Below are 14756 nucleotides of genomic sequence, written 5' to 3' on the forward strand. Positions count from 1 at the left end.
GTGAATCTCACTGACATGACTGAGCCCGCAGCTCGGGGCACGACCGTGGTCGGCCCCGCTCCCGCCAGCGCCACCCCGACCCGGACCAAGCTGGTCGAGGTGGTCGTCCCGGTCTACAACGAGCAGCACACGGTGGAGAAGTGCGTCCGTACGCTGCACGACTACCTCTCCGAGACCTTCCCCTACCCGTTCCTGATCACCGTGGCGGACAACGCCAGCACGGACGGCACCTGGGAGGCGGCCACCGGGCTGGCCGCCGAGCTGCCCGGGGTGCGCGCGGTGCACCTGGACCTCAAGGGCCGGGGCCGGGCGCTCCGTCAGGTCTGGGGCGCCAGCGAGGCCGACGTGGTGGCCTACATGGACGTGGACCTCTCCACCGGTCTGGAGGCCTTCCTCCCGCTGGTCGCCCCGCTGCTCTCCGGCCACAGCGACCTGGCCATCGGCAGCCGGCTGCACCGCGGTTCGGCGGTGGTGCGGGGCGCCAAGCGGGAGTTCATCTCGCGCACCTACAACGTGCTGCTGCGGGCCACCATGGCGGCCAAGTTCTCGGACGCCCAGTGCGGCTTCAAGGCGGCCAGGACCGAGGTGGTGCAGCGGCTGCTGGGCTCGGTCGAGGACAACGCCTGGTTCTTCGACACCGAACTGCTGCTGCTGGCCGAGCGGTCCGGGCTGCGCATCCACGAGGTGCCGGTGGACTGGGTGGACGACCCGGACAGCCGGGTGGACATCGTCCGCACCGCGCTGGACGACCTGCGGGGCATGGTCCGGGTGGCGCGCCGTTCGCTGAGCGGCGCCGAGCGGGCGGAGCAGCTGCCGACCAGGGTCCGGCAGGCCCGGATGCCGGCCGCCCTCGGCTGGCAGCTGGCCAGCTTCGCGGTGGTCGGCACCCTGTCCACCCTGGCCTATCTGCTGCTCTACCTGCTGACCCGTCAACTCGCGCCCGCCTTCTGGGCGAACGCCTTCGCGCTGGCCGTCACGGCGGTCGGCAACACCGCGCTCAACCGCCGCTTCACCTTCGGCGTGACGGGGAGTCAGGACGCCCTGAAGCACCAGGTCGAGGGCGGTGCCGCCTTCCTGATCGGCCTGGCGCTGAGCAGCGGCGCCATCGCCCTGCTGCCGGACGGCGCCTCCCACCCGGCCGAACTGGCCGCCCTGGTGGGGGCCAACGCGCTGGCCACCCTGGTGCGCTTCGTGCTGCTGCGGGTCTGGGTCTTCAACCCCCGCCGTCGTCAGGGGAGGTGAGGGCGCCGGCTCCGGAGCCGTGCAGGGCTCCGGGGCCGGCGGACCGGTCAGTTGTGGCGACGGACCTCGACGGTGCGGAAGCGCGAGGCCACGAAGGCGCCGTCGCAGTAGGCCGCGTTGGCCGCCGGGTTGGCGCCGGTGCCGTGCAGGTCGGAGAAGGCGGCGGTCTGGTTCGGGTAGACGCCCCCGGTGAGGTTGAGCGAGAGCGAGACCCCGGAGTCCAGGGCGGCGGCGACCAGGGCGGCCTCCACCTCGGCGTCCACCGTGTACGCGGAGGCGGTCATCGCGCCCTGCTCGCGCACGGTGCGGGCCAGCAGCTCCACCGCGGCCTCGGCGGACTCGACCGCGACCAGGAAGGAGACCGGGCCGAAGCACTCGCCGGCGAAGGCGGTCCGGTCGTCCGGCTTGTCCGCGTCCACCTTGACCAGCGCGGGGGTGCGGATGGTCGCGCCGGGGAACTCCTCGGAGGCCACCGCCCGCGGGGCCAGGGCCAGTTCGCCGTACTCGCCGTCGGCGGCCCGGGTGCTGCGGCCCAGCACGCCGGGGTTGACCACGGCGCCCAGGATGGCGGCGGCCCGGGCGTCGTCGCCAAGCAGCTTCTCGATCGCGTGGGCCAGGTCGGCGGCCACCTCGTCGTAGGACTTGCCGCCCTCGTCGGTGCGCACGCCGGTGCGCGGGATCAGCACGTTCTGCGGGGTGGTGCACATCTGGCCGCTGTAGAGCGAGAGCGCGAAGGCCAGGTTGGCGAGCATGCCGCGGTAGTTGTCGGTGGACTCGACGACCACCGAGTTGACGCCGGCCTTCTCGGTGTAGACCAGCGCCTGCTTGGCGTTCTCCTCCAGCCAGTCGCCGAACTGGGTGGAGCCGGTGTAGTCGATGAGCTTGATCTCCGGGCGCACGGCCAGGGTGGCGGCCAGCGTGCCGCCCTCGTCCTCGGCGGCCAGGGTGACCAGGTTCGGGTCGAAGCCGGCCTCGGCCAGCACCTCGCGGGCGATCTGCACGGTGAGCGCCAGCGGCAGGACGGCCCGGGGGTGCGGCTTGACCAGCACCGGGTTCCCGGTGGCCAGCGAGGCGAACAGGCCGGGGTAGCCGTTCCAGGTCGGGAAGGTGTTGCAGCCGACCAGCAGCGCGAGGCCGCGCGGCACCGGCACGAAGTCCTTCACCATCGAGAGCGGGTCCCGCTTGCCCTGCGGCTTGGTCCACTGGGCCTGGGCGGGCAGCCGGGTCTGCTCGATGTAGGCGTAGGCCACCGCCTCCAGACCGCGGTCCTGCGCGTGCGGGCCGCCGGCCTGGAAGGCCATCCCGTACGCCTGGCCGGTGGTGTGCATCACGGCGTGGGCGAACTCGTGCGAGCGCGCGTTGATCCGGGCCAGGATCTCCAGGCTGACGGCCGCCCGGGCCTCGGGCCCGGCCGCCGCCCAGGCCGGACGGGCCAGCTCCATGGCGCCGATCAGTGCCTCGGCCTCGGCCTTCGGGTAGCGAACGCCCAGCTCCGGGCCGTACGGGGAGGTCTCGCCGCCGACCGTGGAGCCGTCGCCGGGCTGCCCCTCCAGGGTCAGCGAGGTGCCGAGCAGCGCCTCGAAGGCGGCCTGCCCGTCGGCCTGCCCGGTCTCGCCGTACGCCTTGGGGAACTCCGGGTACGGCGACCAGTAGTCGCGGGACCTGGTGGCCTCCACCGCACTGGTGAGGGTGGCCTGGTGACGTTCGATCAGCTCGGCGACGACGGGGTGGCTGGCCGCTGCGGTCATGACGCGCTCCTTTTGGGGCGGACTGGTCACCCCTCAGGGTAACCGAACGATCGGTCGGGTCAATGGGGCGGTGGAGTGACCCGGGGGCGCACGGGTGATACTCGTTCACATGGCCGAGAACACCACCCGCACCGCCTACACCGTCGACTCGCTGCTCGCCGTCACGGTCGGGGTCTTCAACGAGCGCGGGTACGACGGCACCTCGATGGAGGACCTGTCCCGGGCCGCCGGGATCTCCAAGTCCTCGATCTACCACCACGTGCGCGGCAAGGAGGAGCTGCTGAAGCTCGCCGTCGGCCGCGCGCTGGACGCGCTGTTCGGCATCCTGGCCGAGCCGGAGGCGCTGACGGGCCGTGCGGTGGACCGGCTGGAGCACGTGGTGCGCCGCACCGCCGAGGTGCTGATCACCGAACTCCCGTACGTCACGCTGCTGCTGAGGGTCCGGGGGAACACCGCGACCGAGCAGTGGGCACTGGAGCGGCGGCGCGAGTTCGACCACCAGGTGGCCGAGCTGGTCCGCGAGGCGGTGGCCGCGGGGGAGCTGCGCTCGGACGTGGAGCCCCGGCTGGCCACCCGGCTGCTGTTCGGGATGATCAACTCGATCGTGGAGTGGTACCGGCCCGGCGGCAAGCACACCGACGGGGTGGCCGAGGCACTGGTCCACCTGGCCTTCGACGGGCTCCGCGGCTGACGGTGGGGGGTGGCAGGCTGCGGGCATGACCGAGATGCCCGCACACCTCGCCCCGCCGCTCGCCGACGACCCGCGCGAGCCGCTGCCGCTCACCGGCTCCGAGCGCGAGCTGCTCACCGCCTTCCTGGACTGGCACCGGGAGACCTTCCTGCTCAAGTGCGCCGGCCTGACCGACGCCGAGCTCTCCACCCTGCCGGTCGAGCCCTCCACCCTGAGCCTGCACGGCCTGCTGCGCCACCTCACCGGCGTCGAACGCTGGTGGTTCCGGATCCAGTTCGCCGGGGAGGAGCTGCCGCTCCTGTACTACTCCGACGAGGACCCGGACCAGGACTTCGAGCACCTGGACGGCAGCGTGGCCGAGGCCGTCGAGGCCTGGCGCGCCGAGGTCGCGGAGTCCCGCCGGATCACCGCCGAGGCCGCCTCGCTCGACGTCACCGGCACCCACCGCGCCTCCGGGCAGCCGATCTCGCTGCGCCGCATCCTGATCCACACCCTCGCCGAGTACGCCCGCCACAACGGCCACGCCGACCTCCTCCGCGAACGCCTGGACGGCACCACCGGCTACTGACGGTCCAGGCGCAGCCACCGCAGGGGCGCGAGGAACTGCGCGAACCGGAAGGCGGACCAGCGTGAGATCGGGGCACGCGAGCCAGTTGCACGTGTTGCCGTTCCCCCGCGCGCAGTTCCCCGCGCCCCTGCGGGGCGCAAGCGGTGTCCTAGATCGGCGGTACCTGGTCGGTCTCCTCGAAGACCAGCAGGGTCTGGGTGGCGAGTACCTGCGGGATGTTCTGGATCTGGCCGAGGACCAGCTCCCGCAGGGCCCGGTTGTCGGCGGTGTGGACCAGCAGCAGCACGTCGAACTCGCCGCCCACCAGGGCGATGTGCGCCACGCCGGGGAGGGCGAGCAGCTGCTCGCGGACGGTCCGCCAGGAGTTCTGCACGATCTTCAGGGTGATGTACGCGGAGGCGCCCTGCCCGGCCCGCTCGTGGTCGACCCTGGCGGCGAAGCCGCGGATCACGCCGTCCTCGACCATCCGGGAGATCCGCGCGTAGGCGTTGGCCCGGGAGACGTGCACCCGCTCGGCCACCGAGCGTATCGAGGCCCGTCCGTCCTGCTGGAGCAGCCGCAGGATGGACCGGTCGATCCGGTCCAGGTTGGACGTCTGTTCAGTGGACACGGCCCCCGACCCTCCCGCTGTGGACATGCTGTCACCAGAAGACTGCTGTTCGGGCCGATTGTCCACCACTACGGCACAGCTGTGGCCAGATTGAACGGACAACCGAACAATCGGTAGGGAGAGGGCGCTCCGGCGACCAGCCCTGCCACCCCTCGTGCACCACCGGCATGACCCCGCCCCTGCCGCACCCTCCCCCACCCTCTGGAGGTGCCCGAGATGACCGTTCTCGACCACCGACACCTGGCCGGCGACGTGCCCGGCTGGCGCCCCGGCGCCTCCGGCCCGCGGATCGACCCGGCTCCGCTGCTGCCGGACCACGAGCCCTACCGGATGCTGGGCACCCCGGCCGCCGAGAAGGCCGAGCCGCTGCTGCTCACCGAGCTCTACCGCCGCCTGGTCGCGGGCCGCCGCTACAACCAGCAGGCCACCACGCTGACCAAGCAGGGCCGGCTCGCGGTCTACCCGGCCTCCACCGGCCAGGAGGCCTGCCAGGTGGCCGCCGCGCTGGCGCTCCGTCAGGACGACTGGCTCTTCCCCAGCTACCGGGACACCCTGGCCGTGGTCAGCCGGGGCGTCGACCCGCTGGAGGCGCTCACCCTGCTGCGCGGCAACGCGCACACCGGCTACGACCCCCGGGCCACCCGCACCGCCCCGCTCTCCACCCCGCTCGCCACCCAGGCCCCGCACGCGGTCGGCCTGGCGCACGCGGCCCGGCTGCGCGGCGACGACACCGTCGCGCTGGCCATGCTCGGCGACGGCGGCACCAGCGAGGGCGACTTCCACGAGGCGCTGAACTTCGCCGCCGTGCTGAACGCCCCGGTGGTCTTCCTGGTGCAGAACAACGGCTACGCCATCTCCGTCCCGCTCACCCGGCAGTCAGCCGCGCCCAGCCTGGCCCACAAGGCCGTCGGCTACGGCCTGCCCGGCCGGCTGGTGGACGGCAACGACGCGCTGGCCATGCACACCGTGCTCACCGAGGCGGTCGAGCGGGCCCGCTCCGGCGGCGGCCCGACCCTGGTCGAGGCGGTCACCTACCGGATCGAGGCGCACACCAACGCCGACGACGCCACCCGGTACCGCGAGGAGGAGGAGATCGCCGCCTGGCGGGACCACGATCCGATCCTGCTGATCGAGCGTCAGCTCCGCGAGGCCGGCCTGATGGAGGACGCGCTGGCCCGGGACGCCGCCGAGGCCGCCGAGGCGCTGGCCGCCCGGATGCGCAGCGAGTTCCACGCCGACGCGACGCTCGACCCGATGTCGCTGTTCGCCCACGTCTACGCCGAGCCCACCCAGCAACTGCGGGAGCAGGCCGATCAGTTGGCCGCCGAGCTGGCCGCCGAGGAGCACTCTCGATGACCACCGCCACCACCACCGGTGCCCAGACCCGCACCATGGCCCAGGCGCTCAACACCGCACTGCGGGACGCCATGCGCGAGGACCCGACGGTGCACGTGCTGGGCGAGGACGTCGGTCAGCTCGGCGGCGTCTTCCGGATCACCGACGGCCTGACCGCCGAGTTCGGCCCGGACCGCTGCCTGGACACCCCGCTGGCCGAGGCCGGCATCCTGGGCACCGCCGTCGGCATGGCGATGTACGGGCTGCGCCCGGTGGTCGAGATGCAGTTCGACGCCTTCGCCTACCCGGCGATGGAGCAGCTGTTCTCGCACGTCGCCAAGATGCGCAACCGCACCGCCGGGAAGCTCCCGCTGCCGATCACCATCCGCATCCCGTACGGCGGCGGCATCGGCGGGGTCGAGCACCACAGCGACTCCTCCGAGGCGTACTACGCCCACACCCCCGGCCTGCACGTGGTCACCCCGGCCACCGTGGCCGACTCCTACGGGCTGCTCCGCGAGGCCATCGCCTCCGACGATCCGGTGGTCTTCCTGGAGCCCAAGCGGCTCTACTGGGGCAAGGACCGGCTGGACACCGCCGCCGCGGTGGAGCCGATCGGCCGCGCGGTGCTGCGCCGCCCCGGCACCTCGGCGGTGCTGGTGACCTACGGGCCCTCGCTGCCGGTCTGCCTGGAGGCGGCCGAGGCGGCGAAGGCCGAGGGCTGGGACCTGGCGGTGCTGGACCTGCGCTCGCTGGTGCCCTTCGACGAGGCGACGGCCTGTCAGGTGGTGCGCTCGCTCGGGCGGGCGGTCGTGGTGCACGAGGCCTCCGGCTTCGGCGGCGCCGGGGCGGAGATCGCCGCGCGGCTGACCGAGAAGTGCTTCCACCACCTGGCGGCCCCGGTGCTCCGGGTGACCGGCTTCGACATCCCGTACCCGCCGCCGATGCTGGAGCACCACCACCTGCCGGGTGTGGACCGCATCCTCGACGCGGTGGCGCGGCTGCAGTGGGAGGACTGACCAGATGATGCCGGTGGTGCGCGAGTTCACCCTGCCCGACCTGGGCGAGGGGCTGACCGGGGCCGAGGTGGTCCGCTGGCTGGTGGAGGTCGGCGAGGTGATCGCCGTGGACCAGCCCGTGGTGGAGGTGGAGACCGCCAAGGCGGTGGTCGAGGTGCCCTGCCCGTACGGCGGGGTGGTGACGGCCCGGTTCGGTGCCGAGGGCGAGGAGATTCCGGTCGGGGCCCCGCTGGTGACGGTCGCGGTGGCGCCGGGCGAGGGCCCGCAGCCGCTGGCCGAGCAGGAGCCGGCGGTGGAGCGGCCGTTGGTCGGGTACGGGGTGGCCGAGCGGCCGGCCGGTGCGCGGCGGGCCCGGGTCGGTGCGGGCGCGCGGAGCGCGGCTCCGGCCGCTGCGGTGGTGTCCGCCGCTCCGGTGGTGCCCGTGGCTCCCGTGGTCCCCGTGGCGCCCGCCGTCGTGGCGGTGATCTCGCCGCTGGTGCGGAGGATCGCCCGCGAGCACGACCTGGACCTGCGGACGGTGGCCGGCTCCGGCCCGGACGGGCTGATCCTGCGGCGGGACGTGGAGCGGGTGCTGACCGCTCCCGCCGCCCCGGTGGCGGCCCCGGTGGCCGAGGGCGTCGTCCCGCTGCGCGGGCTGCGCAAGGCGGTGGCCGAGAAGCTGACCCGCAGTCACCGGGAGATCCCCGCCGCGACCTGCTGGGTGGACGCCGACGCCACCGCCCTGATGGAGCTGCGGGCCGAGCTCAACCGGGCGGCCGGGCCGAAGATCAGCGTGCTGGCCCTGCTGGCCCGGATCTCCACCGCCGCGCTGGCCCGCTTCCCCGAGCTCAACTCCAGCGTGACGCCCGACGGTTCCGGCATCGTCCGGCACACCGCCGTGCACCTGGGCTTCGCCGCGCAGAGCGAGCGCGGTCTGGTGGTGCCGGTGGTGAGGGACGCGCACGCGCTCGGGACGGAGCACCTCGGTGCGGAGCTCGCACGGTTGACCGAGGCGGCCCGGGAGGGCCGGATCACCCCGGCGGAGCTGACCGGGGGCACCTTCACCCTCAACAACTACGGGGTCTTCGGAGTGGACGGCTCCACGCCGATCCTCAACCACCCGGAGGCGGCGATGCTCGGCGTCGGCCGCATCACGCCCAAACCCTGGGTCCACCAAGGGGAGTTGGCGGTCCGTCAGGTCACCCAGCTCTCCTTCACCTTCGACCACCGGGTCTGCGACGGCGGTACGGCGGGCGGCTTCCTGCGGTTCGTCGCGGACTGCGTGGAGCAGCCCGGGACGCTGCTGCGGCAGCTGTGACGGCCGCTGTGGGCGCGGGAGGGTAGCGCTTCGGGGGCCTTGTGTCCGGGCTTCCGAGGATTTGTCGGATGAGCTTCACGGTCGTGCCACGCTGCTGAGCCTCAGCAACTGGCACGACCGGAAGCGAAACGATTCTCTTGGGCACTCGTCAAATCGCGGTGAAGACAGCCCCGTTGAGGGTCCGGGCGGGGCGCGGCTCGGTCGCGGTGGCCGCCGTACCGGGCATGCCGGAGACGGAACCGGAGCCACCCGCACGGGTGGTGGAGCCGGTCGTTCCGGTGGAGCCGGAACCCCTGGCCGTGGTGGAGCCGGTCGTCCCGGTGGGGCCGGAAGCCCCCACCGTGGTGGAGCCGGAAGCCCCCGTCGTGGTGGAGCCGGCGGCCCTGGTGATCCCGCCGCGGCCGGTGCACCCGCCGGCGGTGCCGGCCGTGGCGCCCTCCCCGGTGGAGCCGCTGTTCCCGCAGGCCCCGGGCCTCAACTGGGCCGGGCCGGGCGACCACTGGAGCCGGGCCTGGGCGATGGACACCCTGGGCGGCGTCGCCCCGCAGGCGCCGGCCGCCGAGCCCCCGGCCGGTGCGGGGGACCCGCCGACCGCGCGGGACGTCGAACTGATCCGGGCCAGCCTGGCGGTGGTGGAGCCGCTCGCCGACCGGGCCACCGCGCACTTCTACGCGCTGATCTTCGTGCACCACCCCGAGGTCCGGGCGCTCTTCCCGGCCGCCATGGACGTCCAGCGGGACCGGCTGTTCCGCTCGCTGCTGATGGCCGCCCGGAGTGCGGACGACCTGCCGGGCCTGACCGCCTACCTGACCCGGCTGGGCCAGGGGCACCGCAAGTACGGCACCCTGACGGGCCACTACGCCCCGGTCGGTGAGTGCCTGGTGGCGGCGCTGGCCAAGTACTGCGGCCCGAAGTGGGACGCGGAGACCGAGCTGGCCTGGCGCCGGGTCTACGGCCTGGTCGCCACCGTGATGTCGGAGGCGGCCGAGGCGGCGGCCCGCACCTCCCCGCCGTGGTGGCAGGCCGAGGTGGTGGGCCACCGGATGCGCACGTCGGACGTGGCGGAGCTGACGCTCCGTCCGGACCAGGCGTACCCGTACCGGGCCGGGCAGTACACCACCCTGGAGACGCCCTGGTGGCCCCGGGTCTGGCGGCCGTTCTCCTTCGCCACCGCGCCCCGGCCGGACGGGCTGCTGACCCTGCACGTCAAGGCGGTGCAGGCGGGCTGGGTGAGCAACGCGCTGGTGCACCGGGCCGCGCCGGGCGACGTGCTGCGGCTCGGCCCGGCGGCCGGGTCGATGCTGCTGGACCAGGGGGACGGGGCCGACCTGGTCTGCCTGGGCGGCGGCACCGGGATCGCCCCGGTCACCGCGCTGGTGGAGGAGCTGGTCGAGCGCGGCGGGGGCCGGCGGACGGTGGACGTCTTCTACGGCGCCCGCCGGCAGGACGGCCTGTACGAGCTGGACCGGCTGCGCGAACTGGCCGCCGGGAACCCGTGGCTGACGGTGCATCCGGTGGTCTCCGAGGAGCAGGCCGTCGGTCTGCTGGCGGGGGAGCTGCCGGACGCGGTCTCCCGCTACGGCAGCTGGGCCGGCCGGGACGCGTACCTGAGCGGCCCGGCGGCCATGGTCCGCCGGGGCGCGCGGGCGCTGGCCCGGGCCGGGGTGGCGCCGGGCCGGGTCTTCCACGACCTGGGCGAGGAGGCCTGAGGTGGCTGGCCGCCCGTCAGTGCCGTTCGGCGGCGCCCAGGTCCGGGGCGAGCAGGGCCCGGACGCCCTCCACGTTGGCCGCCAGGTAGGCGCGCAGGCTGGGCGGGACGACGTTCACCGAGGTGACGCCCTCGCGGGTGAAGGGCAGCCGGACGATCTCGTACTCGCCCCGGGGTTCGTCCACCTCGGGGCCGTGGCGGCGGGACGGGTCCATCGCGGTGAGCCGGCAGACGAAGAAGTGCTGGACCTTGACGCCGTGGGGGTGGGCCGGTGAGCCGTCCTCGTGGTGGGAGTGGGCGACCGTGTCCACGAAGGCGGGCACCACGCCCTCGACCTTGCCCCCGAGCTCCTCGTCCACCTCCCGGTGCAGGGCGGCCACCACGGTGCGGTCGGTGTCCTCCACCCCTCCGCCCGGCGTGATCCAGTACGGCCGGGCGCCGGGCCTGGTCCGCTTGATCAGCACGATCGAGGCCGGGCGGTGCGGATCGTCCGGGTCCAGCTCCAGCAGGATCGCCCGCGCGGTGCGCTTCACCACGGGACGGACGGGGCCGGTCATGACCACCTCCGGGAGGGGAGCGTTGTGGCTGAGTCTCCCGCCACCGACCACCGGTGAAACTCGTACGGACGGACGAACGGGACGGCCCGGTTCCGCCGAACGGTTGATTCGGCGTGCCCGGGCGCTTCGGGGCCGCAGCGGGCAGTCAGGCCCTTTGGATCTTCGATAGCAAGGCGGGCGCCGGAGATGCTCCTACCGGAGAGTCACATTCCGCTGGGGGTGCCTTGGATTCGAAGGTCAAAAGCCGACATTGCTCACCGGAATGATTGCAGGCATGGGCGCCCTGTGCTGCAATGAGCGCCATTCGGGCACAACTGCACTGAAACCGGGCAGGGGGCAGGGCATGACAGTGGATCAGATCACGGACGCCGCACGGAGCATACGGGGCGCCGGGTCAGCGACCGGGGGCACCCGGGAGCCGACCCTGATCGCCTCCGTCCAGCGGGCGCTGCGGCTGCTGGAGGCCGTCGGCGAGTACCGCGAGGGCGCCACCGCCAAGCAGCTGGCCCGCGCGGCCGGGCTGCCGCTGGGCACCACGTACCACCTGCTCCGCACCCTGACCCACGAGGGCTACCTGTGCCGGGTGGCCGGCCGGTTCTTCTACGGCGCCTCGGCGGACGGCATCGGCCGGGACGGCGTCCGGCGGGCCGACCGGGCCGACCTGCGCGGCCGGATGGAACAGATCGGCCAGGAGCTGGACACCGCCGTCTACTACGCCGTCTACGAGGACGGCGAGGTCAGGGTGGTCGACGTGGTCGACGCCCCGGCCCGGCCCGCGGTCGAGGAGGTGGCCGACTTCAAGGTCAGCGCCAACGCCCACGCGGTCGGCCAGTGCCTGCTCTCCCAGCTCGGCGAGGAGGACCGCCAGGACCACTTCAGCCGCCACCCGCCGGTCGGGCTCACCCCGTCCACCCTCACCGACCGCACCCTGCTGCTCCGCCGCCTGGCCGCGGCCGAGCCCAGCAGGCCGGTGCTGGAGCGTCAGCAGTACGCGCTCGGCACGGTCTGCGCCGCCGTCCCGATCACCGTCGGCTCGGCCGTCGCCACCATGGCGATCTCCCTCCCGGCGGCCCGCGCCGGGGAGTTGGCCGCGAAGGCCGAGCGGCTCCGTTCGCTGGTCGGGGCGATGTCCCCCTCGTTCGTCCACTGACCCCCTCGGGTGTGTCCGCTCACCATTTGAAAAAGCGCGTCTTGTCCAATTCGTCCCCAAAGCACCACGATGGACCCGGATGGGGACCTTGAGGACCACGACATCGAATCGCATGCCCGGCCAACCGGCGGTCCCCCTCAGCCACCGGACACCGGGCAGAACGAGAGGTACTGGCGCATGCACAGCACGGTCCAGGGCCACGTGGTGATGAACCTCGTGGTCTCGCACGAGCTCTCCTTCCGCATCGTGGTCGACCTCGACTACGACCCCGTGGACCCCTTCGCGGTCCGGTTCACCTTCCACCTCCCCGGTGACGCCCCGGTCACCTGGTACTTCGCCCGCGAGCTGCTGCTGGACGGCATCAGCCGCCCGACCGGCGAGGGGGACGTGCACATCCACCCCGTGGGCGAGGAGCTCTCCGAGGTCTGCATCGTGCTGCACTCCCCGGACGGCGACGCCCGTCTGGTCGCCTCGGCCCCGCCGCTGATCGCCTTCCTGGCCCGGACCGACCGGCTGGTGCCGATGGGCCAGGAGCCGACCGGCAGCGAGCTGGACGAGGAGCTGGCCGCGATCCTGGCCAAGGGCTGCGAGAACCTCGGCTGACGCCGCTGCTCCCGACGGCACGAAGGGCCCACCGCCTCGCCGGCGGTGGGCCCTCGTGCGTCCGGCGGCGCGTCAGTCGTCGTCGCCGAAGGCCAGGTTGAGGCCCCAGGAGACCAGGCTGATGATCAGCGAGCCGAGCAGCGCGGCCCAGAACCCGTCCACGTGGAAGTCCAGGCTCAGCTTGTCCGAGGCCCAGGAGGTCAGCCAGAGCATCAGGGCGTTGATCACGAAGGTGATCAGCCCCAGGGTGAGGATGAACAGCGGCAGCGAGAACAGCTTGACCAGCGGCTTGATCAGGAAGTTCACCACCCCGAAGACCAGGGCGACCAGGATCACCGTCACGGTCTTGCTCTGCCAGTCGTCCCCGGACAGCGTGATGCCGGACACGATCCAGGCGGCCACCCAGATGGCGGCCGCGTTGATCAGCGTCTTGATGACGAAGTTCTTCATGGTCCCGAGCCTGGCAGGCCGCCGGGCCGTGCGGAAGCTCTCCGGCCGCATGTTGTTCAATGTGGCCATCACAACAGGAGGGTGGCCCCGTGAAGGTCTTCCGGCTGGACCGGCTCGACGCCGAGCGCACCGAGGGCGGCGGCGCCTACCTGCGCTTCCTGAAGGAGCGTCACATGTCCGCCGGGCTCTACGCGCTCTCCCCCGGCGAGACCGACACCCAGACCGCGCACGCCCAGGACGAGCTCTACCAGGTGATCAGCGGCCGGGCCGAGCTCACGGTCGGCGGCGAGACCACCACCGTCGGCCGGGGCAGCGTGGTCTACGTCCCGGCCGGGACGCCGCACCGCTTCCACCACGTCACCGAGGAGCTCCGGGTGCTGGTGGTGTTCTCCCCGCCGGAGGACTGACGGGCCGTCCGGAACGCTCCGGGTAGGGTCGGCCGAGGCCCGACCCCGTACGGCAGGAGCAGCAGCGATGACCTTCACCGAGGACCTCTGGTCGGCGATCGAGCCGATCCACGCCGAGATCCTGGCGCACCCCTTCATCTCCGGACTGACCGACGGCACCCTGCCGCGGGACGCCTTCCGCCACTTCGTGGTCCAGGACTCGCACTACCTGCGGGACTACGCCCGGGCGCTGGCCGTCTGCGCCGCCAAGGCCCCCGACGAGGAGGGCGTGCGGGCCTTCGCCGCCGACGCGGTCGGCGCCATCGCCGCCGAGCAGGAGATGCACGCCGACTTCCTCTCCGCCTTCGGCGAGCGCGCCGAGGAGGCCGCCGCCGAGCCGGTCCTGCCCACCACCCGGGCCTACACCAGCTACCTGCTGGCCACCGTCTACGGCGGCTCCTTCGCCGAGGCGGTCGGCGCGGTGCTCCCCTGCTACTGGATCTACGCCCGGGTCGGCGAGCAGCTGCTCGCCTCCTCCTCCCCCGACCCGCTCTACGCCAAGTGGATCGCCACCTACGGGGACGAGGCCTTCCAGTCCGTGGTCCGCCGGGTGCTGGAGCTGACGGACCGTCTGGGCGAGCAGCTCGCCCCGGCCGAGCGGGCCCGGGTGGTGGAGCACTTCGTGACCACCTCGCGCTACGAGTGGATGTTCTGGGACGCCGCCTGGCGTCGGGAGACCTGGCCGGTCTGAGCCCTCCCCGGGTAGGGGGTCGTCCCTCCCGGACCTAGGGGGCATCTCCGGGTTCTCTCCGGGCTCGAACCCCTCGGAAGCAGTGCTCCGGCCCGGTACGTTCTAAGTATCGAAGCAACGGGACGCGACGGACCAGCCGTCACCGGCCCGAGGGGAGAGAAGGAACGGACATGGCTGAGCTCTGGAAGTCGCTGCCCTCGTGGGTGCGCAACATCGTCGTCCCGATCGTCGCGGTGATCCTCGCCTGGAACCTGATCTTGTTCGTCGTCGGTGCGGTGACCTCGCTGCTCGCCTTCCTGTTCAAGGCACTGGTGGTGGTCGGCGTCGCGGCCGGCGTGGTGATCCTGGTGAAGAAGGCCGCCAAGAGCTGACGGCGGCGCGAACCCGGAACGGCCCGGCCCCGCACGGGGGCCGGGCCGTTCGCCGTGCGGGGCGGAAGTGACGGAAGGCGTCCGGGGAGACGCCGTGACGCCCCTGACCTGTCCGCATGCCGAACAGACCGTCAGGTCCGCTCTGGACCATCCGGGACCTGACCGCTACGGTGATGGACGTCTTGTTGCAGGCAAACCGCCTGTGGACACGGGAGCTCGGAGCACCGGGCTGAGAGGGCGCTGAAAGGTACGTGCGAGCCGCGTACCGAC

16 protein-coding genes are annotated in these 14756 nt (G+C 72.9%); 12 read left to right on the forward strand and 4 right to left on the reverse strand.

Features of this window, described 5'->3' with window-relative positions; all coding sequences use genetic code 11:
* Positions 1-15: 15 nt before the first annotated feature.
* Complete coding sequence (locus tag ABD946_RS30890) at positions 16-1242, forward strand: bifunctional glycosyltransferase family 2/GtrA family protein (protein WP_345288866.1); 1227 nt, start codon at positions 16-18, stop codon at positions 1240-1242.
* 47 nt (positions 1243-1289) lie between these two features.
* On the opposite strand, the gene paaN is transcribed toward ABD946_RS30890, so the two are convergent.
* The gene (gene paaN / locus ABD946_RS30895) at positions 1290-2990 is read right to left on the reverse strand and encodes a phenylacetic acid degradation protein PaaN (RefSeq protein ID WP_345288867.1); all 1701 of its coding nucleotides are present in this window, start codon (positions 2988-2990) and stop codon (positions 1290-1292) included.
* Between the two features lie 109 nt (positions 2991-3099).
* Between paaN and ABD946_RS30900 the strand changes: the two genes are divergently transcribed.
* Together ABD946_RS30900 and ABD946_RS30905 are read left to right on the forward strand one after the other, a co-directional pair.
* Positions 3100-3681 carry a TetR/AcrR family transcriptional regulator gene (locus ABD946_RS30900; protein WP_345288869.1) on the forward strand — a complete coding sequence of 194 codons (582 nt, stop codon included), beginning with the start codon at positions 3100-3102 and terminating at the stop codon, positions 3679-3681.
* A gap of 25 nt (positions 3682-3706) precedes the next feature.
* Complete coding sequence (locus ABD946_RS30905) at positions 3707-4249, forward strand: DinB family protein (protein WP_380149519.1); 543 nt, start codon at positions 3707-3709, stop codon at positions 4247-4249.
* 148 nt (positions 4250-4397) lie between these two features.
* Here ABD946_RS30905 and ABD946_RS30910 read toward each other — a convergent pair whose 3' ends face one another.
* Positions 4398-4886 carry an Lrp/AsnC family transcriptional regulator gene (locus tag ABD946_RS30910; protein ID WP_345288870.1) on the reverse strand — a complete coding sequence of 163 codons (489 nt, stop codon included), beginning with the start codon at positions 4884-4886 and terminating at the stop codon, positions 4398-4400.
* 189 nt (positions 4887-5075) lie between these two features.
* Between ABD946_RS30910 and pdhA the strand changes: the two genes are divergently transcribed.
* From pdhA to ABD946_RS30930, 4 genes are all read left to right on the forward strand, one after another.
* Complete coding sequence (gene pdhA / locus ABD946_RS30915; protein ID WP_380149518.1) at positions 5076-6215, forward strand: pyruvate dehydrogenase (acetyl-transferring) E1 component subunit alpha; 1140 nt, start codon at positions 5076-5078, stop codon at positions 6213-6215.
* Positions 6212-7213: an alpha-ketoacid dehydrogenase subunit beta gene (locus ABD946_RS30920; RefSeq protein WP_345288873.1), complete on the forward strand. Its 1002-nt coding sequence runs from the start codon at positions 6212-6214 to the stop codon at positions 7211-7213. The genes pdhA and ABD946_RS30920 overlap by 4 nt, the downstream gene beginning before the upstream one ends.
* Before the next feature lie 7 nt (positions 7214-7220).
* On the forward strand, positions 7221-8510 hold the full coding sequence (locus ABD946_RS30925; RefSeq protein WP_345288914.1) for a dihydrolipoamide acetyltransferase family protein: 1290 nt from the start codon (positions 7221-7223) through the stop codon (positions 8508-8510).
* 278 nt (positions 8511-8788) lie between these two features.
* Positions 8789-10219 (forward strand): globin domain-containing protein, encoded by a 1431-nt coding sequence (locus ABD946_RS30930; protein ID WP_345288874.1) that lies wholly within the window; start codon positions 8789-8791, stop codon positions 10217-10219.
* Between the two features lie 16 nt (positions 10220-10235).
* Here the strand turns inward: ABD946_RS30930 and ABD946_RS30935 are convergent, their stop codons facing one another.
* The gene (locus ABD946_RS30935) at positions 10236-10775 is read right to left on the reverse strand and encodes an NUDIX domain-containing protein (RefSeq protein ID WP_345288876.1); all 540 of its coding nucleotides are present in this window, start codon (positions 10773-10775) and stop codon (positions 10236-10238) included.
* Positions 10776-11118: 343 nt separating this feature from the next.
* Between ABD946_RS30935 and ABD946_RS30940 the strand changes: the two genes are divergently transcribed.
* On the forward strand, positions 11119-11925 hold the full coding sequence (locus ABD946_RS30940) for an IclR family transcriptional regulator (RefSeq protein WP_345288877.1): 807 nt from the start codon (positions 11119-11121) through the stop codon (positions 11923-11925).
* Positions 11926-12102: 177 nt separating this feature from the next.
* On the forward strand, positions 12103-12528 hold the full coding sequence (locus ABD946_RS30945) for an SsgA family sporulation/cell division regulator (protein ID WP_345288878.1): 426 nt from the start codon (positions 12103-12105) through the stop codon (positions 12526-12528).
* Between the two features lie 72 nt (positions 12529-12600).
* Here the strand turns inward: ABD946_RS30945 and ABD946_RS30950 are convergent, their stop codons facing one another.
* The gene (locus ABD946_RS30950) at positions 12601-12978 is read right to left on the reverse strand and encodes a phage holin family protein (RefSeq protein ID WP_345288879.1); all 378 of its coding nucleotides are present in this window, start codon (positions 12976-12978) and stop codon (positions 12601-12603) included.
* 89 nt (positions 12979-13067) lie between these two features.
* Here ABD946_RS30950 and ABD946_RS30955 point away from each other — a divergent pair, with 89 nt between their 5' ends.
* The 3 genes from ABD946_RS30955 to ABD946_RS30965 all read left to right on the forward strand — a co-directional run bounded on the left by ABD946_RS30955 (position 13068) and on the right by ABD946_RS30965 (position 14486).
* Positions 13068-13385: a cupin domain-containing protein gene (locus ABD946_RS30955; protein ID WP_345288880.1), complete on the forward strand. Its 318-nt coding sequence runs from the start codon at positions 13068-13070 to the stop codon at positions 13383-13385.
* A 67-nt stretch (positions 13386-13452) separates the two neighbouring features.
* Positions 13453-14115, forward strand: a complete 663-nt coding sequence (gene tenA, locus ABD946_RS30960; protein WP_345288881.1) for a thiaminase II — start codon at positions 13453-13455, stop codon at positions 14113-14115.
* Between the two features lie 170 nt (positions 14116-14285).
* On the forward strand, positions 14286-14486 hold the full coding sequence (locus tag ABD946_RS30965; protein ID WP_345288883.1) for a DUF5326 family protein: 201 nt from the start codon (positions 14286-14288) through the stop codon (positions 14484-14486).
* Positions 14487-14756 lie beyond the last annotated feature (270 nt).

The sequence above is a fragment of the Kitasatospora albolonga genome, from assembly GCF_039535905.1.
GTDB classification, from domain to species: domain Bacteria; phylum Actinomycetota; class Actinomycetes; order Streptomycetales; family Streptomycetaceae; genus Kitasatospora; species Kitasatospora albolonga.

What these genes read in the sequence shown, in the direction of transcription:
- ABD946_RS30920 (WP_345288873.1), top strand. Translation starts at nt 6,212, where the DNA reads ATGACCACCGCCACCACCACCGGTGCCCAGACCCGCACCATGGCCCAG.
- ABD946_RS30940 (WP_345288877.1), top strand. Translation starts at nt 11,119, where the DNA reads ATGACAGTGGATCAGATCACGGACGCCGCACGGAGCATACGGGGCGCC.
- ABD946_RS30950 (WP_345288879.1), bottom strand. Translation starts at nt 12,978, where the DNA reads ATGAAGAACTTCGTCATCAAGACGCTGATCAACGCGGCCGCCATCTGG.
- paaN (WP_345288867.1), bottom strand. Translation starts at nt 2,990, where the DNA reads ATGACCGCAGCGGCCAGCCACCCCGTCGTCGCCGAGCTGATCGAACGT.
- ABD946_RS30905 (WP_380149519.1), top strand. Translation starts at nt 3,707, where the DNA reads ATGACCGAGATGCCCGCACACCTCGCCCCGCCGCTCGCCGACGACCCG.
- ABD946_RS30965 (WP_345288883.1), top strand. Translation starts at nt 14,286, where the DNA reads ATGGCTGAGCTCTGGAAGTCGCTGCCCTCGTGGGTGCGCAACATCGTC.
- ABD946_RS30890 (WP_345288866.1), top strand. Translation starts at nt 16, where the DNA reads ATGACTGAGCCCGCAGCTCGGGGCACGACCGTGGTCGGCCCCGCTCCC.
- ABD946_RS30925 (WP_345288914.1), top strand. Translation starts at nt 7,221, where the DNA reads ATGCCGGTGGTGCGCGAGTTCACCCTGCCCGACCTGGGCGAGGGGCTG.
- ABD946_RS30910 (WP_345288870.1), bottom strand. Translation starts at nt 4,886, where the DNA reads ATGTCCACAGCGGGAGGGTCGGGGGCCGTGTCCACTGAACAGACGTCC.
- ABD946_RS30945 (WP_345288878.1), top strand. Translation starts at nt 12,103, where the DNA reads ATGCACAGCACGGTCCAGGGCCACGTGGTGATGAACCTCGTGGTCTCG.
- tenA (WP_345288881.1), top strand. Translation starts at nt 13,453, where the DNA reads ATGACCTTCACCGAGGACCTCTGGTCGGCGATCGAGCCGATCCACGCC.
- ABD946_RS30935 (WP_345288876.1), bottom strand. Translation starts at nt 10,775, where the DNA reads ATGACCGGCCCCGTCCGTCCCGTGGTGAAGCGCACCGCGCGGGCGATC.
- pdhA (WP_380149518.1), top strand. Translation starts at nt 5,076, where the DNA reads ATGACCGTTCTCGACCACCGACACCTGGCCGGCGACGTGCCCGGCTGG.
- ABD946_RS30900 (WP_345288869.1), top strand. Translation starts at nt 3,100, where the DNA reads ATGGCCGAGAACACCACCCGCACCGCCTACACCGTCGACTCGCTGCTC.